The 24577-nt window shown below is 65.5% G+C and carries 23 protein-coding genes; 9 read left to right on the forward strand and 14 right to left on the reverse strand.

Features of this window, described 5'->3' with window-relative positions:
• Position 1: 1 nt before the first annotated feature.
• Positions 2-616 carry a glutathione binding-like protein gene (locus HV798_RS19725; RefSeq protein WP_175193500.1) on the forward strand — a complete coding sequence of 205 codons (615 nt, stop codon included), beginning with the start codon at positions 2-4 and terminating at the stop codon, positions 614-616.
• Here HV798_RS19725 and HV798_RS19730 read toward each other — a convergent pair whose 3' ends face one another.
• Positions 617-1558 carry a LysR family transcriptional regulator gene (locus HV798_RS19730; RefSeq protein ID WP_029954537.1) on the reverse strand — a complete coding sequence of 314 codons (942 nt, stop codon included), beginning with the start codon at positions 1556-1558 and terminating at the stop codon, positions 617-619. It abuts the gene before it with no gap.
• A gap of 168 nt (positions 1559-1726) precedes the next feature.
• Here HV798_RS19730 and HV798_RS19735 point away from each other — a divergent pair, with 168 nt between their 5' ends.
• Genes HV798_RS19735 through cuyB form a run of 3 tightly spaced genes read left to right on the forward strand, consistent with a single transcriptional unit; the run spans position 1727 to position 4984 of the window.
• Positions 1727-2704, forward strand: coding sequence for a Bug family tripartite tricarboxylate transporter substrate binding protein (locus tag HV798_RS19735; protein WP_025140813.1), 978 nt, complete (start codon positions 1727-1729; stop codon positions 2702-2704).
• A 32-nt stretch (positions 2705-2736) separates the two neighbouring features.
• Positions 2737-4248, forward strand: coding sequence for an N-acyl-D-amino-acid deacylase family protein (locus tag HV798_RS19740; RefSeq protein ID WP_246288974.1), 1512 nt, complete (start codon positions 2737-2739; stop codon positions 4246-4248).
• On the forward strand, positions 4241-4984 hold the full coding sequence (gene cuyB, locus HV798_RS19745) for a cysteate racemase (protein ID WP_175193502.1): 744 nt from the start codon (positions 4241-4243) through the stop codon (positions 4982-4984). The genes HV798_RS19740 and cuyB overlap by 8 nt, the downstream gene beginning before the upstream one ends.
• 562 nt (positions 4985-5546) lie before the next feature.
• On the opposite strand, the gene HV798_RS19750 is transcribed toward cuyB, so the two are convergent.
• The 7 genes from HV798_RS19750 to proC form a co-directional block, all read right to left on the reverse strand.
• Positions 5547-6248 (reverse strand): ABC transporter ATP-binding protein, encoded by a 702-nt coding sequence (locus HV798_RS19750; protein ID WP_025140816.1) that lies wholly within the window; start codon positions 6246-6248, stop codon positions 5547-5549.
• Positions 6248-7015, reverse strand: a complete 768-nt coding sequence (livG, locus tag HV798_RS19755; RefSeq protein WP_025140817.1) for a high-affinity branched-chain amino acid ABC transporter ATP-binding protein LivG — start codon at positions 7013-7015, stop codon at positions 6248-6250. The genes HV798_RS19750 and livG overlap by 1 nt, the downstream gene beginning before the upstream one ends.
• Positions 7012-8247, reverse strand: coding sequence for a high-affinity branched-chain amino acid ABC transporter permease LivM (locus HV798_RS19760; RefSeq protein WP_025140818.1), 1236 nt, complete (start codon positions 8245-8247; stop codon positions 7012-7014). The genes livG and HV798_RS19760 overlap by 4 nt, the downstream gene beginning before the upstream one ends.
• Positions 8247-9173 carry a high-affinity branched-chain amino acid ABC transporter permease LivH gene (gene livH / locus HV798_RS19765; RefSeq protein WP_175193503.1) on the reverse strand — a complete coding sequence of 309 codons (927 nt, stop codon included), beginning with the start codon at positions 9171-9173 and terminating at the stop codon, positions 8247-8249. Before livH ends, HV798_RS19760 begins: the two co-directional genes overlap by 1 nt.
• A 195-nt stretch (positions 9174-9368) precedes the next feature.
• Entirely contained in the window at positions 9369-10484 is a 1116-nt protein-coding gene (locus tag HV798_RS19770) for a branched-chain amino acid ABC transporter substrate-binding protein (protein ID WP_025140820.1), read from the reverse strand.
• 399 nt (positions 10485-10883) lie between these two features.
• Entirely contained in the window at positions 10884-11438 is a 555-nt protein-coding gene (locus HV798_RS19775; RefSeq protein WP_025140821.1) for a queuosine precursor transporter, read from the reverse strand.
• Positions 11435-12268, reverse strand: coding sequence for a pyrroline-5-carboxylate reductase (gene proC, locus HV798_RS19780; RefSeq protein WP_025140822.1), 834 nt, complete (start codon positions 12266-12268; stop codon positions 11435-11437). The genes HV798_RS19775 and proC overlap by 4 nt, the downstream gene beginning before the upstream one ends.
• A 196-nt stretch (positions 12269-12464) precedes the next feature.
• Here proC and ugpB point away from each other — a divergent pair, with 196 nt between their 5' ends.
• From ugpB to HV798_RS19800, 4 genes are all read left to right on the forward strand, one after another.
• Positions 12465-13778, forward strand: a complete 1314-nt coding sequence (gene ugpB, locus HV798_RS19785; protein WP_025140823.1) for a sn-glycerol-3-phosphate ABC transporter substrate-binding protein UgpB — start codon at positions 12465-12467, stop codon at positions 13776-13778.
• A 159-nt stretch (positions 13779-13937) separates the two neighbouring features.
• On the forward strand, positions 13938-14819 hold the full coding sequence (gene ugpA / locus HV798_RS19790) for a sn-glycerol-3-phosphate ABC transporter permease UgpA (RefSeq protein WP_025140824.1): 882 nt from the start codon (positions 13938-13940) through the stop codon (positions 14817-14819).
• Between the two features lie 21 nt (positions 14820-14840).
• Entirely contained in the window at positions 14841-15692 is an 852-nt protein-coding gene (gene ugpE / locus HV798_RS19795; RefSeq protein WP_025140825.1) for a sn-glycerol-3-phosphate ABC transporter permease UgpE, read from the forward strand.
• Between the two features lie 50 nt (positions 15693-15742).
• The gene (locus HV798_RS19800) at positions 15743-16831 is read left to right on the forward strand and encodes a sn-glycerol-3-phosphate import ATP-binding protein UgpC (protein ID WP_025140826.1); all 1089 of its coding nucleotides are present in this window, start codon (positions 15743-15745) and stop codon (positions 16829-16831) included.
• A gap of 81 nt (positions 16832-16912) precedes the next feature.
• On the opposite strand, the gene HV798_RS19805 is transcribed toward HV798_RS19800, so the two are convergent.
• The 5 genes from HV798_RS19805 to HV798_RS19825 all read right to left on the reverse strand — a co-directional run bounded on the left by HV798_RS19805 (position 16913) and on the right by HV798_RS19825 (position 22427).
• Positions 16913-17809: a MipA/OmpV family protein gene (locus HV798_RS19805; protein WP_246288977.1), complete on the reverse strand. Its 897-nt coding sequence runs from the start codon at positions 17807-17809 to the stop codon at positions 16913-16915.
• Between the two features lie 63 nt (positions 17810-17872).
• On the reverse strand, positions 17873-18979 hold the full coding sequence (locus tag HV798_RS19810; RefSeq protein ID WP_175193504.1) for a serine hydrolase domain-containing protein: 1107 nt from the start codon (positions 18977-18979) through the stop codon (positions 17873-17875).
• 122 nt (positions 18980-19101) lie between these two features.
• On the reverse strand, positions 19102-20394 hold the full coding sequence (locus HV798_RS19815) for an ATP-binding protein (RefSeq protein WP_175193505.1): 1293 nt from the start codon (positions 20392-20394) through the stop codon (positions 19102-19104).
• Entirely contained in the window at positions 20387-21088 is a 702-nt protein-coding gene (locus HV798_RS19820) for a response regulator (RefSeq protein WP_175216492.1), read from the reverse strand. The genes HV798_RS19815 and HV798_RS19820 overlap by 8 nt, the downstream gene beginning before the upstream one ends.
• A gap of 211 nt (positions 21089-21299) precedes the next feature.
• Complete coding sequence (locus HV798_RS19825; RefSeq protein ID WP_175193507.1) at positions 21300-22427, reverse strand: branched-chain amino acid ABC transporter substrate-binding protein; 1128 nt, start codon at positions 22425-22427, stop codon at positions 21300-21302.
• 280 nt (positions 22428-22707) lie between these two features.
• Between HV798_RS19825 and HV798_RS19830 the strand changes: the two genes are divergently transcribed.
• On the forward strand, positions 22708-23313 hold the full coding sequence (locus HV798_RS19830) for an RBBP9/YdeN family alpha/beta hydrolase (protein ID WP_025140832.1): 606 nt from the start codon (positions 22708-22710) through the stop codon (positions 23311-23313).
• 13 nt (positions 23314-23326) lie between these two features.
• Here the strand turns inward: HV798_RS19830 and HV798_RS19835 are convergent, their stop codons facing one another.
• A complete protein-coding gene (locus HV798_RS19835; RefSeq protein ID WP_175193583.1) occupies positions 23327-24517 on the reverse strand; it encodes a pectate lyase family protein in 1191 nt (396 codons plus the stop codon).
• Positions 24518-24577 lie beyond the last annotated feature (60 nt).

Genomic DNA, 24577 nt, shown 5'->3' on the forward strand with positions numbered 1-24577 from the left:
CATGAAACTGTACTACATGCCCGGCGCGTGCTCGCTCGCGTCCCACATCGTCCTGGAATGGATCGGCAAGCCCTACGACACCCACAAGCTCAGCCGCGATGAACTGAAGGGCCCCGAGTTCCTGAAGGTCAATCCGCTGGGCGCCGTGCCTGCGCTGGTCGATGGCGACTTCGCCCTGACCCAGAACATCGCCATTCTCGAATACCTGGCCGAACAAGCCCCCCAAAGCAAGCTGCTGGGCGATGGCTCGGCGCATTCGCGCGCCGACGTGCGCCGCTGGCTGGGCTTCATCAACTCGGACATCCACAAGACGTTCTCGATGATCTTCGGCGCGCAGCGCTACCTGAATGACGAAGGTCCGCAGCGCGAACTGGCCGCCTCGGCGTCCAAGCAGCTGACGCGCCTGTTCGCCCTGCTCGACGCCCAGCTCGCCAAGAAGCCCTACCTGGCCGGCGCCGAGCCGTCGGTGGCCGATGCCTACCTGTACGTGGTGCTGCGCTGGGCACACGCCAAGCAGGTCGACCTGTCGGGGCAAGACCACCTGGCCGCGTTCTTTGCGCGCATGCAGGAAAACAGCGGCGTCATGGCCGCGCTCAAGGCCGAAGGCCTGGAGTAATCAGACCGGCGCGGCGGTTTCCAGGACCTTCTTCACGGCGGCCAGGAAACGCCGCGCCAGCAAGGGCGGCGCGCTCAGGTTCGAGTGCGTCGCCCACACCTCGACGCTGGCTGCCGGCGCGATCGGCCGCAGCACCATGTGCTCGGTCTGGTCCGGCGATACGCACCAGGCGTCCACCAGCGCCGGCCCCAACCCCTGCTGCACGAATGAACACGCCGTGACCGGCGAATGCACCTCGACCGCCGCCGCGCAGGCCGGCCCGGCGCCGAAGAACGACTGCAACGCGCGCCCCAGCGGCGTATCGCGCGGATAGCCGATCCAGGCCGCCGACACGAAATCTTCGGGATGCACCACCTCGTGCTCGGCCAAGGGGTGCCCCTTGGGCAGCGCACAGATCACCGGCACGGTGGCAAGCTTCACCGACGTCAGGTTGGGATGGTCGGGCGGCTGCATCGAAATGCCGATATCCGCCTGGCCCGACAGGAAATACGCTGCCAGTTCATCGAACGTGACGCTGCGGTAGTCCACCCGCGCATCCGCATTGCGGTCGCGAAAGCGCCCCAGCGCCAGCGGCACCAGGCGCTGCCCGTAGCTGGCGCTGGCCACCACCTTGAGCATGCCCGCGCCGGATTGCCCCAGGCTGGCCGCCAGGTCGTTCACCCGTTCGATGCCGCCATACACCTGCTCGACCTCGGCATACAGCCGCCGCGCCTCGGCCGTCGGCGACAAGCGGCTTTTCACGCGCTCGAACAACCGATAGCCCAGCCGGCTTTCGGTCAGCGCCAGCACCCGGCTCACGGCCGGCTGCGACACGTGCAGCATGCGGCCCGCGCCGCTGATCGAGCCGGCCATCATGATCGCGCGAAACACTTCGATCTGGCGCAGGTTCAGCGGCCGGCCGGCACTGGGCCCGACCTCGTCGACAAACGCGTCCACATCCATTTTTTCCCCTTGCACCGGTTCTCTCGACAGGACCTCGAACGGGCCCTGGACATCACAACCATCGATAACGGCGGATTATAGGTTTTCGACATTTTTCGATGACGCACTGCGGCAAACCCGGTGCTAATCTGCCCGCCTCCACACAACAAAACAAGGGGAATTTCCACCATGCAACGCTCTGTCTTTCGCAGCCTCGCCGCCTTGGCACTGACCGCCACCTTTGCCGGCAGCGCGCTGGCCGGCGCCTATCCCGACCACCCGATCACCTTCATCGTGCCATCCGCCGCCGGCGGCTCGCCCGACGTGCTGTCGCGCCTGATCACCACCCAGCTGTCCAAGAACACCGGCGCCACCCTGGTCGTCGAAAACCGCCCCGGCGCCGCCGGCAACATCGGCATCGCCCTGGTCAAGCGCGCGGCCGCCGACGGCTACACCGTCGGCTACGGCAACATCAACACGCTGGCGGTCAACCGCTCGCTGTTCAAGCGCCTGCCCTACGACGTCGACCAGGACCTGGCCCCCGTCGCCCACATGTTCGACCTGTACAACGCCCTGATCGTGCCCGCCGACTCCCCCGTCAAGAGCGTGCAGGACCTGATCGACCGCGCCCGTAAGGAACCCGGCCGCCTGTCCTACGGGGCATCCGGCGTCGGCACCACCGGCCACATGGGCGGCGAACTGTTCAAGAGCATGGCCAAAGTCGACGTCATGTTCATCCCCTACAACGGCGGCCCCGCCGCCATCCAGGACCTGCTGGGCGGCCGCCTGGACTACCTGTTCGTCAACACGTCCGAAGCCGCGCCGCTGGTCAAGAGCGGCAAGGTCCGCGCCATCGGCGTCAGCAGCCTGAAGCGCCTGTCGCTCATGCCCGACGTGCCCACCCTGGACGAGGCCGGCCTGAAGGGCTATGAAACCGTGGCCTGGGGCGGCGTCGTCGCCCCCAAGGGCACCCCGCCCGACGTTCTCGCCAAGCTCAATGCCGACATCCAGCAAGCCCTGCAGGCCCCCGAAGTGCGCACCGGCCTGGAAACCCTGGGCGCCGTGCCCGCCACCGGCTCGCCCGAAGAATTCAAGCAGCTGATCGACCGCGAAACCGCCAAGTGGAAGCAGATCATCGAATCCGCCGGCATCGAGAAACTGGACTGAACCCCGCCCCACCGCCCATGACCGACACATCAATGACCGATCGCGCCCCCGCCGCTTCATCCCGCAAGGCCCCTGAGCCCTTGCAGGCCGACTTCATCGTGGCGGGCGCCACGCTCATCGACGGCACGGGCGGCCCCGGCTGCCCGGGCGACCTGGCGGTGCGGGACGGCCGCATCGTGGCCGTGGGCGCCTTCGACCATCCGCCCGGCGCGCGCGTCATCGATGCCGCCGGCATGGCGCTCGCGCCCGGCTTCATCGACTCGCACACCCACGACGACGGCTACCTGCTGGCGCACCCCGACATGCTGCCCAAGGTCTCGCAGGGCATCACCACCGTGGTCACCGGCAACTGCGGCGTCAGCCTGGCGCCCCTGTCGCGCCAGGACATCCCCCAGCCGCTGGACCTGCTCGGCCCCACCGAGCTGTTTCGCTACCCCACCTTCCGCGCCTGGATCGACGCCCTGGCCGACACCCCCGCCGCCGTCAACGTCATCCCGCTCGTCGGCCACACCACCCTGCGCGTCGCCGTCATGGACGACACCTCGCGCGCCGCCAACGACGCCGAACGCCAGGCCATGCGCGCCTTGCTGCAAGAAGCCCTGGACGCCGGCGCCTTCGGCGTCTCCACCGGCACCTTCTACCCGCCCGCCAGCGCCGCACCCACCGACGAAATCATCGACGTCTGCCAGCCGCTGCGCGGCCGCCCAGGCGCCCTCTACGCCACCCACCTGCGCGACGAAGCCGACCACATCGTCCCGGCCATGGAAGAGGCTTTGCTCATCGGCCGCGAACTCGACTGCCGCGTCGTCTTCTCGCACCACAAGCTGGCCGGCGAACGCAACCACGGCCGCAGCCGCGAAACCCTGGACCTCATCAGCCGCGCCGCCGCCGCCCAGCCCGTCTGCCTGGACTGCCACCCCTACCCGGCCACCTCCACCATGCTGCGGCTGGACCGCGCCCGCCTGGCCAGCCGCACCATGATCACCTGGTCCAAGGGCTACCCCGCCGCCACCGGCCGCGACTTCAGCGACGTCATGGCCGAACTCGGCCTGGACGACGAAGCCGCCCTGGCCCGCCTGGCCCCCGCCGGCGCCATCTACTTCCTGATGGACCCCGCCGACGTCAACCGCATCTTCAGCCATCCGCTGACCATGGTCGGCTCCGACGGCCTGCCCTTCGACCCCCATCCGCACCCGCGCCAATGGGGCACCTTCACCAACGTGCTGCGCACCCTGGTGCGCGAACAACGCCTGCTCTCCCTCGAAGCCGCCATCCACAAAATGACCGGCCTGGCCGCCGCCCAATACGGCCTGGCCGGGCGCGGCCTGCTGCGCGAGGGGTATCATGCTGACCTGGTGCTGTTCGATCCCGCCAACGTCACAGACACGGCCACTTTTTCAGCTCCCATTCAGGCAAGCCGCGGCATCCACCACGTGTGGGTCAACGGCAAACCCGTCTGGGACGGGGAACGAACCGGCACCGAACGCCCGGGCCAGGTTCTGTCGCCCGGGAATGCAATACCTTGGAGTCAACAAAGTGAATAGCTATTCCCAGGGCTGTTACCTGGGTGTTTTGGGCGGCATGGGCCCCATGGCCGGCGCCGCCTTCGCGCTCCGCCTCGCGGCGCTCACCCCCGCCGACGCGGACCAGCAACACATCCCCACCCTGCTGCGCAACGATCCCCGCATCCCCGATCGCTCCAGCGCCTACATGGCCGGCGGCGAAAATCCCTTGCCCTACATGGTAGAAGGCGTGCGCTTCCTCGAACGCGCCGGCGCCCAGCTCATCGCCATCCCCTGCAACACCGCCCACCTCTGGTACGACGAAATCGCCGCGTCCACCCAGCGCCCGGTCCTGCACATCATCCGCGCCGTCATCGACGACCTGCGCCGCCTCGGCCTGCCCAAAGGCCGCATCGGCCTCATGGGCACCGCCGCCACGCTCAAGCTCGGCCTGTACCAACGCCACCTGGAAGCCGAAGGCTACGAGTGCATCGTCCCCAACGACGACGAAGTCGAACGCTACTGCATGGCCTCGATCCGCGCCGTCAAAGGCAACCGCCTGGAAGCCGCCTACGCCCCCGCCGCCGACGGCATCGCCCGCCTGAAAGCCCGCGGCGCCGACGCCGTCGTCCTGGGCTGCACCGAACTCCCCCTGGCCGTCCCCCACGCGCTGCGCCCCAGCCTGGGCATCACGCTGACCGACTCGATAGACGCCCTCGCTCGCGCCGCGATAGCGCACTACCTCGCCGACCAGCCCGAGCACCGCATCGCGGCCTGACGCAAGACCAACAAGCCGGCCTGCGCCCAAACGCAGGCCGCGCCCGCCCCGCTACGCAAGCGGCCAGCCTGCCCAGCCGGCCGCAGGCCACCGCCCCATCCAAACGCGAATTGCCCCAGCAACCTCCACCGTTGCACGCCATTCGCCAAGCCCCCAAAACAGCACAAGCGCGCAGCGACTACGCCACGACGCCCCTCGGCGCGTATGCCGGGAGCCGGCCGCCCGCGCGGCCGGTCCCGGCGGGCCCCGCAAATCCCCCACGCACCCCCTCGGTCCAGCAGCGCCACAAACCTCGAAACCCGTAGCCCTGGGTGGCCGGCGTACCCCGATCGCGCGCCGTCGATGCGCCCGAGGGAATCTGAAGGAACCGCCGAAGGCGGTGACGAAGATGACGAAGGGGAAGTCCGGAGCGAAGGCTCCGGACCGCAATCGTTGGCGCGCGATCGGGGTACGCCGGTCACCCAGGGCGACCTACGAAGAAACCAGCAAACAAAAAAAAAGGCGCACTCTCACGAGATACGCCCAATTTCCCTTCGCGGGGAATAAACCAAAAGCAAAAAGATCAGCCGCCCAGATAAGCCTTCCGCACCTGATCGTTCACCAGCAAGTTCGCCCCAGTATCCTGAAGCACCACCCGCCCGTTCTCCAACACGTATCCGCGATCCGCCACCTGCAGCGCCTTATTGGCATTCTGCTCAACCAGGAACACCGTCACCCCCTGCTCCCGAATCTCGCGAATGATGTCGAAAATCTGCGCAATCACCAGCGGCGCCAACCCCAGCGTAGGCTCGTCCAGCAGCAGCAACCGCGGCCGCGTCATCAACGCCCGCCCGATCGCCAGCATCTGCTGCTCGCCCCCCGACATCAGCCCCGCCCGCTGCGCCGCGCGTTCCTTCAGCCGCGGAAACAGCCCATACACGTGATCGATCCCTGCCTGGATCTCGTCACGCTTCAGGAAAAAGCCGCCCATCATCAGGTTCTCGGCCACCGTCAGGTCCTTGAACACCCGCCGCCCTTCCGGCGAAATGGCGATGCCATTGCGCATGATGTGGTGGGTATCCCGGTTCGTGATGTCCTCGCCTTCGAACGTGATCTTGCCTTCCTTGGCGCGCGGATTGCCGCAGACCGTCATCAGCAACGTCGTCTTGCCGGCGCCGTTCGCGCCGATCAACGTCACGATCTCGCCCTTGTTCACATCCACCGACACCCCGTTCAGCGCCTGGATCGCGCCGTAGAACGTGTGTATGTTTTCCAGCTTAAGCATCATTCCTCCCCCAGATACGCCTTGATGACGCGCTCGTCGTTGCGCACCTGCTCGGGGGTGCCGGTCGTAATCGGCTTGCCGTGCTCCATCACCAGAATGCGGTCCGAAATGCCCATGATCAGGCTCATATCGTGCTCGATCAGCAGCACCGCCACGCCGAACTCGCGGCGCAGCTGGTCGATCAGCGACTGCAGATCGCGCTTTTCCTGCGGGTTCAGGCCCGCCGCCGGCTCGTCCAGCATCAACAGGCGCGGCTTCGTGATCATGCAGCGCGCGATCTCAAGCCGGCGCTGGTGGCCGTAAGCCAGATTGCCCGCCTCGCGGTTCGCATACTCGCGCAGCCCCATGAAATCCAGCCACTGCGCCGCGCGCGCCAGCGCATCGGCTTCCGACTGGCGGTAGGACTTCAGCTTGAGCAGCCCCGGCAGCAGCCGCGACTCCACCTGCGTATGTTGCGCCACCAGCAGGTTTTCCAGCACCGTCAGCTGCTTGAACAGCCGCACGTTCTGGAACGTGCGCACCAGCCCGTGGCGCGCCACCTTGTGGCTGGGCAGGCCCGTGATGGACTTGCCGTCCATCACGATATCGCCCGCCGTCGGGGCGTAAAAACCGCCCACGCAGTTGAACACCGTGGTCTTGCCGGCCCCGTTCGGGCCGATGATGGCGAACACCTCGTCGGATTTGACTTCGAACGCCACGCTATCCACGGCCAACAGGCCGCCGAATCGCATGGTCAGTCCGGATACCTTCAGCAATGCCTCGCTCATTTAGCCAGCTCCACGTGGGGACGCTTCATGGGCAACAACCCCTGCGGACGCCACATCATCATCAATACCATCACCAGACCGAACATCAGCATCCGGTACTCGGCGAACTCGCGCGCCAGCTCGGGCAGCACCGTCAGCAGGATGGCCGCGAGAATCACGCCCACCTGCGACCCCATACCGCCCAGCACCACGATCGCCAGGATCAGCGCCGACTCGATGAAGGTGAAGGATTCCGGGTTCACCATGCCCTGGCGGGCCGCGAAGAACGCGCCGCCGAAACCGGCGAAGGTGGCGCCCAGCGTGAACGCGGACAGCTTGATGCGGGTCGGGTTAAGGCCCAGCGAACGGCAGGCGATCTCGTCCTCGCGCAGCGCTTCCCAGGCGCGGCCGACCGGCATGCGGATCAGGCGCGTCGAAACGAACAGCGTCACCAGCGCCAGCAGCAGCGCCATCATGTACAGGTAGATCACCATGTGCTGGTTCTGGAACGTCAGGCCGAAGAAGTCATGGAACGTCGTGCCCCCTTCCGTGCTGGCGCGACGCGTCATTTCCAGGCCGAACACCGACGGCTTCGGAATGCCCGAGATACCGTCCGGACCACCCGTCAGCGTGTTCAGGTTGATCAGCAGCAAGCGGATCATTTCGCCGAAACCCAGCGTCACGATCGCCAGGTAGTCGCCGCGCAGGCGCAGCACCGGAAAGCCCAGCACGAAGCCGAACAGCGCGGCCATCGCGCCCGAGAACGGCAGCGCTTCCCAGAAGCTCCAGCCGCCCCAGTGGTACAGCAAGGCGTAGGTATAGGCGCCCACGGCATAAAAGCCCACGAAGCCCAGGTCCAGCAGCCCGGCAAAGCCCACCACGATGTTCAGGCCCAGGCCCAGCATCACGTAGATCAGCACCAGCGTGGCGATGTCCACCGAACTGCGGCCGGCGAAGAACGGCCAGGTGACCGCCACCGCCAGGATCAGGAACATCAGCAGCTTGTTGCTCTTGGCCGGCGCCGACGGCAGCGTCGGCAGGCCCGTCTTCAATTTCTGGAACGGCTTGGCGATCCAGGGACGCAACAGCTGGAACACGAACACGACCGCGGCGGCCAGGGCCACCAGCGACCAGTGCGATTCCATCGACGTGCGGGCGCCCTGGCGGATCAGTTGCAGGCCGAAGACGGGGGTGACGATGACAGCGGTCAGCACCGCCGCCATCGTGGCGTTTTTCAGGTTGTTGTTCGACATCAGACTTTTTCCACCTCAGGTTTGCCCAACAGCCCGGTGGGACGGAACAGCAGGATCAGGACCAGCAGCGAAAACGCCACGATGTCCTTGTACTGCGACGAGATATAGGCTGCCGCGAACGTTTCGGCCAGGCCCAGCAACACGCCGCCCAGCATGGCGCCGGGGATGCTGCCGATGCCGCCCAGCACCGCCGCCGTGAAGGCCTTGATGCCGGCCAGGAAGCCGATGAAGGGATTGAGCTTGCCGATGGTGATGGCGATCAGCACGCCGCCCACCGCCGCCAGGATCGCGCCCATCACGAACGTGAACGAGATCACGCGGTTGGTGTCGATGCCCAGCAGGTTCGCCATGTGCATGTCCTGCGAGCAGGCGCGAGAGGCGCGGCCCATGCGGGAATACTTGATGAACAGCGTCAGGGCCACCATCAGCACCACGGTCACCACGATGATCATGATGCGCGAATACGGCACCGTCACATCGAAATCGGAACCCATGTGGAACTGCACGGCGCCGGACACCAGCGATGGCACGGCCATGTCGCGCGCGCCCTGGCCCAGGGCCACCCAGTTCTGCAGGAAGATCGACATGCCGATGGCCGAGATCAGCGCCACCAGCCGGGGGCTGCCTCGCACGGGGCGGTACGCCACGCGTTCGACCGAGAAACCGTAGATGCCGGTAACGGTAATGGCCACGAGCAGCATGGCCGCGATGATGAACGGTACCGGCAGGCCGCTGCCTGTGCCGATGGCCGTCAAGGTGACCAGGCCGACATAGGCGCCGATCATGTAGATTTCGCCGTGAGCGAAGTTGATCATACCGATGATGCCGTAGACCATTGTGTAGCCGATGGCAATCAACGCGTAGATCGCGCCCAGAGACAATCCATTGAAGAATTGCTGGGTAAGTTGGGGTATGAGGTCGGACATTATTTCTCTTGCTCCAAATAGTTCCGGCTCCGGTAGAGAGACCCGGAGCCGGAAACCTGGGCGTATTTTATAAGGGCCTGTAGTCAGCGTCTGCCGGCCGCACAGCGCTTTTGGCGCATCGCTACGCGGATTACGGCACAACGACAACGACAGGCCCTTCACGCCGGCAACCGCGCCGGCGACAATCGCGGGAGTTTACAGCTGGGTCTTCTTGCCGTTCTTGTCCCATTTGTAAACGGCGAACTCGAAGTTCTTCAGATCGCCCTTGGCGTCGTACTCGACCTTGCCGATGCCGGTGTTGAAGGTGGTCTTGTGCATATAGTCGGCCACCTTGGCGGGGTCTTCGCCCACCGCGGTGATGCTGTCGGCCAGGATCTGGACGGCGGCATAGGCCGGCATCTGGAAGGCGCCGTCCGGATCGCGCTTGGCGTCCTTGAAGGCCTTGACGATGCTTTCGTTGCCCGGCAGCTTGGTGAAGTCAGCCGGCAGCGTGACCAGGAGGCCTTCGATGGCCGGACCGGCGATGGCCACCAGGTCCTGGTTGGCCGTGCCTTCCGGACCCATGAACTGGACCTTCAGGCCCTGTTCACGCGACTGGCGCAGCAAGAGGCCCAGTTCGGGGTGGTAGCCGCCGAAGTAGACCAGGTCGACGCCGGCCGATTTGAGCTTGGTGATGATGGCCGAGTAGTCGCTGTCGCCAACGTTGATGCCTTCGAACAGTGCGACGTTCACGCCTTCCTTGGTCAGGGTGTCCTTGACCTGGGTGGCCACGCCCGAACCGTAGGTCTGCTTGTCGTGCAGCACGGCGACCTTCTTGGGCTTGAGGGTGTTGGCGATGTAGCGGGCAGCGTACGGACCTTGCTGGTCGTCGCGGCCGATGGTGCGGAAGAAGTAATGCGGCTTGATCGTGTCGGTGACCAGCGGCGACGTGGCGCCCGGGGTGATGCCGACGATGCCTTCCTGTTCATAGACGTTCACGGCGGCCACGGTCACGCCCGAGCACGCATGGGCCACGGCGAACTTGGCGCCGGAGTTGACCACGCGGTTGGCGGCCGGCACGGCCTGCTTGGGTTCGCAGCCGTCGTCGATCAGGATGGGTTCGAGCTTTTTGCCCTTGACGCCGCCCTTGGCATTGATGGTCTCGATGGCCGTCAGCGCGCCAGCCTGGATCTGGTCGCCGTACTGGGTGTTGGGACCCGTCATGGGTTGCGGGATGCCGATCTTGATCGTATCGGCGGCGTGCACGGAACCTGCCAGGGCAAGCGCCCCGAATGCCATAGCTACCGGGGTAAGGCGATGCAGAAACTTCATGCGGAGTTCTCCAGCAAGGTTGTGAGCGGCTCTGTTCGACCCGGCTTATCAGGTGGATACCCCGAAATCCGCATCGCCCGTCGCCGGCTTCTTGGGCAAAAACACAGTGTGGGCGGTATTCTGGAAGCAAGCAGACATACTGTCACTGCGTGTAATCCCCAATATTTCACGGCAAACTTTTAATCGTGACGCATTAGTGCGACAAGTGCGTGAAATCACAGGAGAAATCCGCCCGGCGCCTTGGAAAGCCACTGGCGCCGGCGCGAGAATCAGGTTAGATGATTTATATGAATAATCATTAATACGCCGTTTGATTTCGCGTTTTCATACAGTACTTACGCGAGTCTTACGGATAATGATTATCGCGTTAATAATCCAGCGTGATTTTCGAAAATAAAATCAGGCGTTGGCCGGTTTGGCCAGGTTCCACATCAGCGCTCGGAACGGCGCCAGCATGCTGATGTTGACCACCAGCTTGACCGCCAGGTCGCCCGCCATCCAGGTGACCCACGGCGCGCCGGTGGCGGCAAAGGCTACGCTGAAGAACACGGCGGTATCCAGCACTGCGCCCAGCACGCCGGACACCAGCGGTGCACGCCACCAGCGCTGGTCGCGCAGGCGGTCGAACACCTGGATGTCGACCAGTTGCGCGCAGATGTACGCCAGGCCCGAGGCCAGCGCGATGCGCGGCGAGGCCACCCACACGGACACCGCCAGCGCCGCGGCAAAGCCGAACCAGGCCACCCGCCGGGCGGCGGCCGGGCCGAAGCGGCGGTTCAGCACGTCGGTCACCAGGAACGCGACAGGGTACGACAGGCCGCCCCAGGTCAGCCAGTCGTTCAGCGGCACCTGCACCAGGATGTTCGAGCCCACCACCACCAGCAGCATGCACAGCACGGCAATGCCGAACTGCGCCCGGCTCATGGGCGCGAAGCGCGAGACCGCCTGGTTCATTTGCCGAACTCCTCGGCCAGCTCGCGCGAGCGGCGCGCAGCCGCGGCCATGGCGTCTTCGACGATGCCGGCAAAGCCCGCGGCATTGAACGCGGCCAGCGCCGCGGCGGTGGTGCCGCCCTTGGACGTGACCCGTTCGCGCAGGACCGAAGGCGGGTCGGACGATTCCGCCGCCAGTTTCGTGGCGCCGGCAAACGTGCCCAGCGCCAGCTGGCGAGCCTGCTCGGCGGTCAGGCCGACCTTCTGGCCGCCCGCGATCAGGGCTTCGAGAAACAGGAACACATAGGCCGGGCCGCTGCCGGACAGCGCCGTCACGGCATCCAGCGCGGCGTCGTCGGCCACCCAGACCACCTCGCCCACGCTGCCCAGCAACGTGGCGGCCAATTCGCGATCTTCCTGCCCCACCCCGTCCAGCGCGGCCAGGCCCGTGATGCCGGCGCCGACCAGCGCGGGCGTGTTGGGCATGCAGCGCACCAGTCGGCGCCACGGCGCGCCCGGCTCGCCCAGCCAACCGGCCAGCGTATCGGCGCGAATGCCGGCCGCCACGCTTACCACCAACGTGTCGTCGCGCAACCACTGACGCGTGGAAGCCACAACGTCTTTCATGTTCTGTGGCTTGACCGCGAACACCCAAACGCGGCAGGCCGCCAGGGCCTCGCCGGGGGCCGTCGCGGTGGTCATGCCGCGGGCCTGCCAGGCAGCGTGGGAATCCTGGTTAATGTCAATGACATGGATGCTGCCGGCGGGGCATACTTTGCCGGCCAGTCCGGATGCCAAAGCGGAGGCCATGTTGCCCCCGCCGATGAACGCAATCGAAAGTTCGTTTTTCATAGGATGCGATTGTAAACCGAGGGGCTACCCCTGGAAAAAAAAGAAAATGTTCGTTCGCGCCTAAAACGCGCAATTTGACAGGCGTTTTAAGTGATGTGAAAGTCACGGTTTTGTCACAAACAATTCATAAGGTGACGTGTTTTCCGCGCCCGGACAACCCCGTGCGCGATACACGCCCAACTGGAGGAAACCTCTCATGCGATCCCACCGAATTGCCCTCACCTTTGCCGCCGTCATGGCGGCGTTTGCCGGCGCTTCCGCGCAGGCTGCTACCGAAATCACGTTCTGGCACTCGATGGAAGGCGCGCTGGGCGACCGCGTGAACGGCCTGGTCGAAGAGTTCAACAAGAAGAACCCCGACTACCAGGTCAAGGCCGTCTACAAGGGCAACTACGGTGAATCGATGAACGCCGGCATCGCCGCGTTCCGCGCCGGCAACGCCCCGGACATCCTCCAGGTTTTCGAAGTCGGCACCGCCACCATGATGTACGCCAAGGGCGCCATCAAGCCGGTGCAGCAGATGTCGGAAGAAGTCGGCAACCCGATCGATCCGAAGGAATTCATCGGCGCCGTGGCCGGCTACTACTCGTCGGCCGACGGCAAGCTGGTGTCGATGCCCTTCAACAGCTCGACCGTGGTGTTCTACTACAACAAGGACGCCTTCAAGAAGGCCGGCCTGGACGCCGACAAGCCGCCCAAGACCTGGGAAGAGCTGGCCGCCGCCGGCCAGAAGCTGAAGGCCGCGGGCCAGGAATGCGGCTACACCACCTCGTGGCCGTCGTGGGTCCAGCTGGAAACGTTCTCGGCCTGGCATAACGTGCCGTACGCCACCAAGGACAACGGTTTCGGCGGCCTGGACGCCCGCATCGCCATCAACACCCCGCTGCACGTGCGCCACCTGGAAAACCTGGCCAAGCTGGGCAAGGAAGGCATCTTCATGTACGGCGGGCGCGGCGACGAGCCGAACTCGCTGTTCATCAGCGGCAAGTGCGCCATGATCACCGGTTCGTCCGGCCTGCGCGCCAACATCGCCAAGAACGCCAAGTTCGAATTCGGCACCTCGACCGTGCCTTACTACGCCGACGTGCAAGGCGCACCGCAGAACACCATCATCGGCGGCGCTTCGCTGTGGGTCTTCGCCAACAAGAAGCCGGAAACCTACAAGGGCGTGACCGCGTTCTTCAAGTTCCTGGCCAGCCCCGAAATCGCCGCCCGCTGGCACCAGCAGACCGGTTACGTGCCGGTCACCAAGGCCGCCTACGAGCTGACCAAGAAAGACGGTTTCTATGACAAGAACCCGGGCACCGAAGTCGGCGTCAAGCAGCTGAACGTCGAAACCACCGCGCAATCGCGTGGCCTGCGCCTGGGCTTCCTGCCGCAGATCCGTGAAATCGAAGACGCTGAAATCGAACGCATCGTGTCCGGCAAGGTTGCGGCCAAGGATGGCGCCGAGAACATCGTCAAGCGCGGCAACGAACTGCTGGAAAAGTTCGAGAAGAGTGTAAAGTAACGCCCTTTCCGGGGGTCCGCACGCGCCCTGCCCGCAATATTTTCCTTGCGCGACAGGGACTTGCATGATCCCCGGCTGCAGCGAACGAGGCTTAAAGCCCTGGTCAATTTGGGGCTTTAAGCCTATCGTGTTTTCATGAGTACCCATTAGGTCCCCCCTATGGAAAAACGTGTCGTCTTCGGGCATAAGACCTTGCCCTATCTGCTGCTCCTGCCGCAGATCATCATTACCGTGGTCTTCTTCTTCCTTCCCGCCGGACAAGCCATGTGGCAGTCCATGCGCCTGGAAGACGCTTTCGGGTTGTCGTCCGAGTTCGTCGGCTTCGACAACTTCATGGAACTGTTCTCGCAACAGGCCTACCTCGATTCCTTCCGTGTCACCGCCGTGTTCTCGATCCTCGTGGCGGTGGTCGGCCTGGGCGTGTCCTTGCTGCTGGCCGTCATGGCAGACCGCGTGATCCGCGGCGCCGGGCTGTACAAGACGCTGCTCATCTGGCCCTACGCCGTGGCGCCTGCCGTCGTCGGCGTGCTGTGGCTGTTCATGTTCTCGCCTTCCGTGGGCATCCTGGCCGTGGCCCTGCGTAAATCGGGCGTGGACTGGAACCCCCGCCTTGACGGCAACCAGGCCATGATGCTGGTGCTGATCGCCGCCGTATGGAAGCAGGTCTCGTACAACTTCCTGTTCTTCCTGGCCGGCCTGCAATCGATTCCGCGCTCGCTCATCGAAGCCGCCGCGATCGACGGCGCCAGCCCCGCCCGCCGCTTCTGGAGCATCGTGTTCCCGCTGCTGTCGCCCACCACGTTCTTCCTGCTGGTGGTCAACATCATCTATGCGTTCTTCGACACCTTCGCGGTGGTGGACACCACCACGCAGGGCGGTCCCGGCACGTCGACGTCCATCCTGGTCTACAAGGTATACAGCGACGGCTTCCGTGGCCTGGACCTGGGTTCGTCCGCGGCGCAGTCCGTGGTGTTGATGTTCATTGTGGTTGCCTTGACGGTCGTACAGTTCCGCTACGTCGACCGCAAAGTGCAGTACTGATCTTGTTCGAGGCTGATAACAATGGTTGAACGCCGTCCCTGGCTGGATATTCTGGCCCACGTCATTCTGCTCTGCGGCGTGGCGATGGTGGCATTTCCGCTTTACGTCACTTTCGTCGCGTCTACCCAGACCGCCCAGGAAGTCGCGCAGGCGCCGATGTCGCTGATCCCCGGTCCGCACTTTGTCGATAACTACATGCAGGCGCTGTTCGGCGGCTCGTCGGGCGGTTCGTCCGGCGCGCCGGTGGGCCGCATGATGTACGTCAGCCTGATCATGGCGCTGGCGATTTCCATCGGCAAGATCTCGATCTCGCTGCTGTCGGCCTTTGCGGTGGTGTATTTCCGCTTCCCCGGCCGCATGTTCTTTTTCTGGATGATCTTCGTCACGCTGATGCTGCCGGTCGAAGTGCGGATCGCGCCCACCTACAAGGTGGTGGCCGACCTGGGCCTGCTCAACAGCTACGCGGGCCTGACCCTGCCGCTGATTGCGTCGGCCACGGCCACGTTCCTGTTCCGCCAGTTCTTCCTGACGGTGCCGGACGAGCTCATCGAAGCCGCGCGCATCGACGGCGCCGGCCCCGTGCGCTTTTTCCGCGACGTGCTGCTGCCGCTGTCCAAGACCAGCATCGCCGCGCTGTTCGTGATCCAGTTCATCTACGGCTGGAACCAATACCTGTGGCCGCTGTTGGTGACCACGCAGGAAGACATGTACCCCGTCGTCATCGGCATCAAGCGGATGATCAGCGGCGGCGACAGCGTCACCGAATGGAACATCACCATGGCCACGGCCATGCTGGCCATGATTCCGCCGGCGCTGGTGGTCATCCTGATGCAGAAATGGTTCGTCAAGGGTCTGGTAGATACTGAAAAGTAACTATTGCCCGCTAAAGCCCACCCGACAACGACTCCGAATACGAATAACTCATGGCTACTCTCAGCTTTCGCAACGTAAAGAAAACCTACGCCGGCAACGTGCCGGTCATCCATGGCATCGACATGGATGTGAAAGACGGCGAATTCATCGTCATCGTCGGCCCGTCCGGCTGCGGCAAGTCCACGCTGATGCGCATGGTCGCCGGCCTGGAAACCGTGACCAGCGGCGAGATCGTGATCGACGACAAGGTCGTCAACACGCTTGAGCCGGCCGAACGCGACATCGCGATGGTGTTCCAGAACTACGCGCTCTACCCGCACATGACCGTGTTCGAGAACATGGCCTACGGCTTGAAGATCCGCAAGTTCTCCAAGGACGAAATCAAGAAGCGCGTCGACATCGCCGCGCAGATCCTCGAACTGGGCCACCTGCTGGACCGCCGTCCGCGCGCCCTGTCGGGTGGCCAGCGCCAGCGCGTGGCCATGGGCCGCGCCATCGTGCGCGAACCCAAGGTCTTCCTGTTCGACGAACCGCTGTCGAACCTGGACGCCAAGCTGCGCGTGGCGATGCGCCTTGAAATCATGAAGCTGCACCGCCGCCTGGGCACCACCAGCCTGTACGTCACGCACGACCAGGTCGAAGCCATGACGCTGGCGCACCGCATGATCGTCATGTACCAGGGCGTGCCCGAGCAGATCGGCACCCCCATGGAAGTGTTCGAGAAGCCTGCCTCCACCTTCGTGGCCGGCTTCATCGGTTCGCCGCCCATGAACCTGATGGAAGTGAACGTGGCCGGCGACGGCACGGTGCAGACCGCCGATGGCTCGGCGCTGGAAATCTCGCCGCTGCAAGTGCCTTCGCAGGTGCGCGGCCGCAAGGTCATCATGGGCATGCGCCCCGAGCACATGCTGCTGAACACGCAAGGCGTGCCGGCTGAAGTCGAAATGGTCGAAACGCTGGGTTCCGAACAGCTGGTGCACTGCCGTTGCGGCAAGACCACCCTGGTCGTGCGCTGCACCACCCGCCAATTGTCCGAGTCGTCGGCCAAGGTCGGCGACCGCGTCAACGTCGGCCCGGATGGCCGCCACCCGCTGCACTGGTTCGAGGCCGACACCGGCCGCCGCGTGCAAGGGCTGTAAGTCCTTCTCTGCGGGTGCCGGCGGCTTCGCGCCGCCGGGCCCGCCCTTCCCCTCCCCGCCTCCCGGGGCTGGCGCTTTCCCTTAGTAGGTGTAAGTCACCGCGGTGCCGACCGAATACTGGTTGCGGTCTTTCACGATCGGGCTGTCGGCCGCATCGCCGTACAGGCGGCGCGCTTCGGCCATGACCGACCACGACCATTCCTTGCTGAGCGGCAGCGCCCAGGTGGCGCCCAGGCCCACGCTTTCCAGCCCGCCCTTGGGGTTGTAGCGGCGATAGCCCGACTTCTGCGACTGGCGGTCGCTCACGCCATACCAGGTGCGCATGTAGTTGCCGTCGCCGAAGTTGCCGGTCAATGCCAGCGACACCGAGCCGGCCGAGCCTTCGTACACCGTGGTGCTGGCGCCCAGGTTGAACAGCGTGTAGGCGCTGCCCACATCGCGGTCGTCGCCCTTCTTGAACGCATGCGCCACGGTCGCCGACAGCGTCACCGGGCCGAGCGTGGTCTCGGCATCCATGCCGATCTGCGCGCGGCTCTTGATGTCGCCCAGGCCGCGCAGTTTGTTCGAGCCCTGGAAGCCGCTCTTGTGGTCTTTGCGCGAGGCGCTGGGCGCGACATAGAAACGGAAGGTGCTGCTGAGCGCCTGCGTTTCCCAGCCCAGGCCATGCGCCGTGTCAAGGAAGAAGCCGCCGGGGCTGCGAATGCCCAGGCCGAACACCGGCAGCGCCGAGCTTTCATCGCTGCCGCTGTAGCGCGGCGCATAGCCCACGCCCAGGGTGCCGTAGAACTTCCATTCGTCCGCCGGCTTGTCGGTGCCGGTGGGCACGTCGATGCCGCGCGAACTGGCGCCGCGCGAACTGTAGACCGAGTTGTCGGCGACCAGCTCACCGGCGGCAGACGATACCGCGGGCAGACAAGCCAGCAGGCACAAGGCGCCGGCGCGGCGCGACAACGAGGACAGAGGGGGATATCGCTTCATAAATACTTCCAGGAAACGAGGTTGAGGGGAAACTCGGAATGCGCCGCGGATCGCGGCGCAGGGCTACTGCTGTGCCGGGCCGTGCTTGGCCTGCCGCATCAGGTTCATGGCCAGGCTGGACACCGATGCCACCAGCGGCTCGGAGGTGTCCGCGTTGCTCATCACCAGCACGGCCAGCTTGTCGCGCGGCGCCAGCAGCCAGCGCGCATGGAAGGCTTCGGTGGCGCCGCTGTGTTCTCGCAGCGAATCGCCGGCGATGTAGTCCTGGTCGCAGGGCGCGGCCAGCCAGGACAGCGCCAGGCGGCACTCCAGGTCCAGGCCATTGCCCACGGTTTCCAGGTTCAGCACGGCGCTGGCCGATTCATCGTTCAGGACGCGACGGCCCTCGTAGGTGCCGCCCGCGAACAACATGCTGGAAAAGCGCGCCATCTCGGCCGAACTGGCCCACAGGCCTTCGGCGGCTTCGTTGGACTGCGGCGTTTCGCGCCACGGCACGCCGCGGCGATACCCGGCCGCGCGCAATTCGCGCGATTCGTCGTTCTCGACGGCCAGGCGAAAGCCGGTGCGGGGAATGTTCAGCGGCTGCAGCAGCGTGCGCCGCACGTAGGTGTCAAAGGGTTCGTCGGCCACGTGCGCCACCATGTCGCCAAGCAGCGCATAGCCCATGTCTGCACGGGCCCGGCCCATGGTGTCTTCGAGCGTGTCCGGACGCAGCGCCAACAGGCGCCGGGCGGTGAAGGGATAGGTGCCCATCCAGTGCATGGCGGTGCGGCGCGGTTCGAATTCCCACTGCGGCAGCGCCTGTCCGGCCGGCGTATCGAGCGACAGGCGGCCGTCGTCGGCGGCGCGCAGCACGCTGGCGGCGGTCACGACCTTGGAGATGGCCCCGACCCGGTAGAGCGTGTCGCCGGTGGCGTTGCGATGGCGGGCGGTGTCGGCATAGCCGAAGCCGCTGGCCCAGACGATGCGCTGGTCATCGACGATGGCGATCGACAGGCCCGGCACCCGCTGCGCGCCCATCTCATGGGGGATGCGCTGCTTCAGGTACGCCACCACCGCCGGGTAGTCGCCCTGGGCGATGGCGGGCGGCGCGGCCGGGGACATGCCCTGGCAACCGCCCGCGGCGATCAGGAGCATGGCGACGGCGGCCAGGCGGGTGAGCGAAAACATGACGGGCAGCGATTCCTCTTTGGAGAACTGCCGTCATGCTAGTCAGGGTCGCCGCGTCGATCTTTCCCGCTTTGTAGGGAGTTTGTGAAGATTGCGGCGGCAGATTGTGAAGTTTGTTTACGTTACGCCGCTTTCCAGCTGACGATGAACCGCGCGCCGCCCAAGGGGCTGTCGGCCGCCTCGGCGGTGCCGTTGTGCCAGCGGGCCACGCGATTGACGATCGCCAGGCCCAGGCCGGTGCCGCCGGTGACGCGGTCGCGGCTTTCGTCCAGGCGGATGAAGGGCTCGAAAATGCGTTCGCGGTCGGCGGGCGGGATGCCGGGGCCGTCATCGTCGACCATCAGCACGTATTCGCGCGGCGCGGGCGAGATCAGGCTGACCTGCACCCGGCCGCCCGCGTAGCGGATGGCGTTCTGCAGCAGGTTCAGCAGCGCCCGCGTCATGTAGCGCGGGTGCAGGTGCACCTCGCCCACCTGGCACAGCACGACCTCCAGGCGCACGCCCGATTGCCCGGCCTCGAAACCGGCGTGCTGCACCACCGAATCCAGCCAGCTGCGCGCATCCTCTGCCTGCAACGCCACGCCGTCGCTCTTGTGCTCCAGGCGGGCGTACATCAGCAGCTCGGACGCCATGCTGTCCAGCTCGGCAACGTCGCTTTTCATGTCGTCGATCAGGCGCTTGCGCTCGGTGGCATCCTCGGTGCGGCCGATCATGTCCAGCTCGAACGTCAGCCGCGCGATGGGCGTGCGCAGCTCGTGCGAGACAGCGTTGGTCAGTTCGCGCTGGTTGCCGATCAGGGCGCCGATGCGCTCGGACATCAGGTTGAAGGTGTCGCCCAGGTTGCCGATGCTGGAATGGCGCGACAGGCGCGCACGGGCCTGCAGATCGCCCTGCCCCATGCGCAGCGCGGCCGTCTTCAGGGCTTCCAGGTCGCGCCAGATGGGCAGCGCCCACACCAGCATGAAGGCGCACAGCAGCAGGCCCAGGGCCGAGTACACCGCCGCGATCACCCACGGACCGAACGACGGCTCGGGCGGCAGCTTCACTTCCAGCCATTGGTTGCCCGGGCCGGGAATGGCCGCCACGAAGGTCTGCATCTTGTCGCGGATGAAAAAATCGCCGCGGGCGGCGATGCGGCGTTCCTTGTCGCTGGCGTTGTAGTCCGAGGCGTTGAACACCCGCAGACCCAGGCCGTAGTACGGCGCCAGCTGCTGCTCGATGTGGGCCGCGCGGGCCCCGGGCTCGACCTTGGACAGTTCCAGCACCAGGCTGTGGATCTGGCCGCGCACGGACTCGCGGGTGTAGGCGTCGCTGACCGGCTCGAACAGGTAGTTGGCCGATCGGTCCACGACTTCGTTGGAAATCACGAACCCCACCGCCAGCACCACGAAGAGCCGCAGGACAAACTTAATCATCGCTGCCCTCGTGCGCCTTGGGCGAGAACAGATAGCCCTTGCCCCACACGGTCTTGATGCGCGCCGGATCGCGCGGGTCGTCGTCCAGCTTGCGGCGCAGCTTGCTGACGCAGACGTCGACGCTGCGGTCCAGGCCGTTGAATTCGATGCCGCGCACGGCATTGAGCAGGTCGTCGCGCGTGAGCACCTGGCCGGCCTGGCTGGCCAGCGCCCAGAGCATCTCGAATTCCATGGTCGTCAGGTCGACCTCGGCGCCGGCATGCACCACCGCCCGGGTGCGCCGGTCGATGACCAGCGGGCCGAATTCCAGGCGCTCCGGCGGTTCCTCGAGCTGGCTGTGACGGCGCAGCAGCGCCCGGATGCGGGCCAGCAGCACGCGCGGCTCGACCGGTTTGATGACGTAGTCGTCGGCGCCGGACTCCAGGCCCAGGATCTGGTCCAGGTCGTCCTCGCGGGCGGTCAGCATCAGGATGGGCGCCGAGGAAAAGGCGCGCAGGTCGCGGCAGACCTGCAGGCCGTCGCGGCCCGGCAGCATCAGGTCAAGAATGGTGATGGCCGGGTCGTGGCGGCGGAAAGCCTCTACCGCATGGTCGCCGCGGTAGGCCTGGGCGACATTGAACCCGTGTTGCTCCAGGAACTGCGCGATCAGGCGCGAGAGCTTCGGATCGTCTTCGACTAGCAATGCCTTGGTCATGGTGTCCGGACTAGAAAGTGAGGGGTCGATTTGGCCGCATTCTACGCAAAACCGCGCAAGCGGCGTTCGACCCACGGAATCTGGCATCGGTTCCCGGCGGGCGGCGCGCACGGAAAAACCGGGCCGGAAGACTGTGCTTCCGGCCCGGTTCGGGGGTCAGGCGCTGGGCGGGCGCCCCAGGGAAAACACCCCGGAACGCGCCGTCAGGTCCTTACTTGTAGACCGACTTGGAGCCGTCCTTGTGCCAGACGAAGACGTCGAACTGGAAGTTGGTCAGGTCGCCCTGCTTGTTCCAGGACACCTTGCCGATCGGGGTCTCGAACGAATTGGCGTGCAGGTACTTGGCGACCTTGGACGGGTCTTCGCTGCCGGCGCCCTTGATGCCGTCGGCGATGACCTGGGTGGCCGTGTAGGCGGTCAGCTGGAACGCGCCGCTGGCGTTGCGCTTCTTGGCGGTGAAGGCCTTGACGATCTCGGCGTTGGCGGCGTTCTGGGTGAAGTCGGCCGGCAGCGTCAGCAGCATGCCTTCGGCGGCGTCACCGGCGATGGCGTTGATGTCGGGGTTGCCGACGCCTTCGGGGCCCATCCACTTGGCCTTCACGCCCTGCTCGGCCGCCTGGCGCAGCAGCAGGCCCATTTCAGGGTGGTAGCCGCCGTAGTAGACGAAGTCCACGCCCTGGCTCTTGAGCTTGGTGATGACGGCGGAGTAGTCGCTGTCGCCCGCGTTGATGCCTTCGAAGATCGCAACCGGCACGCCGCCCTTTTCCAGGTCGTTCTTGACCGAGGTGGCGATGCCCTGGCCGTACGACTGCTTGTCGTGCAGCACGGCGGCCTTCTTGGGCTTGAGCTTTTCCAGCACGAACTTGGCGGCGGCGGGGCCTTGCTGGTCGTCGCGGCCGATGGTGCGGAAGATGAACTCGTAGTTCTTGCCGTCGGTCAGGGCCGGCGAGGTGGCCGAGGGCGTGACCATGACCACGCCTTCGTTGTTGTAGATGTCGGCGGCGGCGATGGTGGCGCCCGAGCACACGTGGCCCACGACGAAACCGATCTTGCTGTTGACCACGCGGTTGGCGGCCACCGGGCCCTGCTTGGGTTCGCAGCCGTCGTCGATGACCACGGTTTCGAGCTTCTTGCCGTTGACGCCGCCAGCGGCGTTGATGCGTTCCACCGCGGTGTCCACGCCTTCGCGGACCATGTCGCCATATTGGGTGACCGCGCCGGTGGTGGGGCCTACCACGCCGATCTTGATGGTCTGCGCCTGCGCTGCCGCGCCGAACGTCAGACCGGCGGCGACGCCGAGCGCCGCGATGACCGGGGTCAGACGAAATACTTGCTTCATGAGTGGACTCCTCGAATGGCTTGTAGTCGTTGGTTTGTAAGCCGGGCGGACAGCCGGAAAAGTGTTGGTCACGCCCCGTTACTTTGCATAAGCACGGCAAGCATACACTGAAAAATAGCCCCTTTTGGAGGGGTTCCGACCCGATTTGGGCGACGTTTCGTTATTGCAGTGCCGCATACAAAGGCGGCTCGGCGGGCAGCCGGCCTTATGCCCCCTACCGTATATGCAAAAGACGATTTATTCGTTTGCGTTACTAAGGCCGCGCGGCATCATGGCCGCCATGAGACTCCAACCGATCATCGTCCCCGGATGGAAAAACTCCGGACCCGAACACTGGCAATCGCGCTGGGCCGCCCTGCTGCCGCACGCGGCGCGCGTGCAGCAGCGTGACTGGGAAAACCCTGTCAGCGCGGAATGGATTTCCACCCTGGCCGCCCAAGTGGACAGCGCCCGCAGCCCGGTGCTGCTGATCGCCCACAGCCTGGGCTGCCTGATCAGCGCGGCGCTGCCGGTGCCGCTGCGCGCCAAGGTCGCCGGCGCCCTGCTGGTGGCGCCCGCCGACGTCGAGCGGCCCGATGCCCCCGACTGCCTGCGCGGCTTTGCGCCAGTGCCCCGGCAATCGCTGCCCTTTCAGAGCGTGGTGGTGGCCAGCGACAACGACCCCTACTGTCGACTCGAACGCGCCCGTCGTTTCGCCGAAGACTGGGGCAGCCGGGTCGTCGTGGTGCCCGGCGCCGGCCATCTGAATGCGGACAGCGGCCTGGGCGACTGGCCGCAAGGGCTCAAGCTCTTTGGCGCGCTGCGCCGCCGCGCCTCGTGGCGGGTATCCCCGCCACCCGAACGCATCGCCCCGATCCTGGACCGCCCCTTGTCGCAGCAGGCCTGACCCCGCCGCCGGCTCAGCCCCCGCAGCCGGCGCCCGTCCGCGAGGCGGGCAGCGGCGTATCGCCGCTGGTGTTCCCGGCGTGCTTGCGGATCCGGTCGGCCAGTTCGGCCGAGGGTTTCTCGTACCCATAGCAGTAAGGCGGCGTCGGCGCCGCCTCGGGGCGGTAATCCTGCAGCACCGGCTTCGCATCCCCCAGGTACAGGTTGTCTTTCAGGCGCAGGAACGCCTTGAAGTCGCGCGTGTAGCCGTGCTGCGCCTTGCGTTCCTGGTAGGCGCCCTCGTCCGATGCACCGTTGTCCAGCGCGCTGCGCTTGGCGGCCGTCGGAATGTAGCGGCAGTAGTTCACCTTCACGCCTTCCACCGTGGGGAAGAATTCCGGCTCCACGCACTGGCGCTTGGCGTCATTGTTGAAGATGTTGCCTTCCACCAGCGCCTTGGCCTCCAGGCTGAAGCTCATGCCGTAGAAGTCCCAGTTCTCGAGCAGGTTGTTGAACAGGTGGAACGTGCCGAACTGGCCGCGCGGGTTGCGCTGCACGGTGTTGAAGAAATAGTTGTGGTGCAGCGTCACGCGGGCGATGGAATCACGTTCGTAATTGGCGAACAGGTCCTTGGACGTGATGTTGTTGAGCAGCATGACCTTGTTCGAATTGTGGAACTTGGTCCAGGAAATCGTGACGTCGGTGGACCCGTTCTTCACGTTGAGCAGGCGGTCCGACATGCGCGACAGATCCATGTGATCCACCCACACGTCGCGGCTGTCATTTGCAATGTTCACGGCCTGGGTCAGGCGGTTCAGGCGGCCATCGATGGTCAGGTGCGTCAGGATGACGTTCTTGCTGCCATACACGCCCAGCCCGTCGTCGATCAGCGCCACATGCTTGCCACGGCCGTCGATCGTGGTGTTGGACGGCACGCGCAGTTGCGAGTCCAGCACGATCGTCATGTCGGACGCGAAGCGGATCCAGGTGGGCCCCTTCTTGGCCTGCGCCAGCGCGGCGCGCAGCGTGCCCGGCCCGGAATCCTGGTCGGACGTGACCTCGATGAAGCGCCCGCCCAGGCCGCCCGTGGCCTTGGCGCCGTAGCCTTCGCGCTGCTGCAGCAGCGCCGAGACGAAGGCGCAGCGCTCATCCGGGCTGGCGCAGGACTCGCTGGCGGCCGCCGCGCCGCCGTACAGCACGCCCAGAACAGGCACCCAGGACAACATACGCAAGAGCCTGCGATAGCCCGCCCGGTTCGTTGTTGATTTCATGGACATTCTCACTCC

The sequence above is a fragment of the Achromobacter deleyi genome, from assembly GCF_902859705.1.
GTDB lineage: Bacteria > Pseudomonadota > Gammaproteobacteria > Burkholderiales > Burkholderiaceae_B > Achromobacter > Achromobacter deleyi.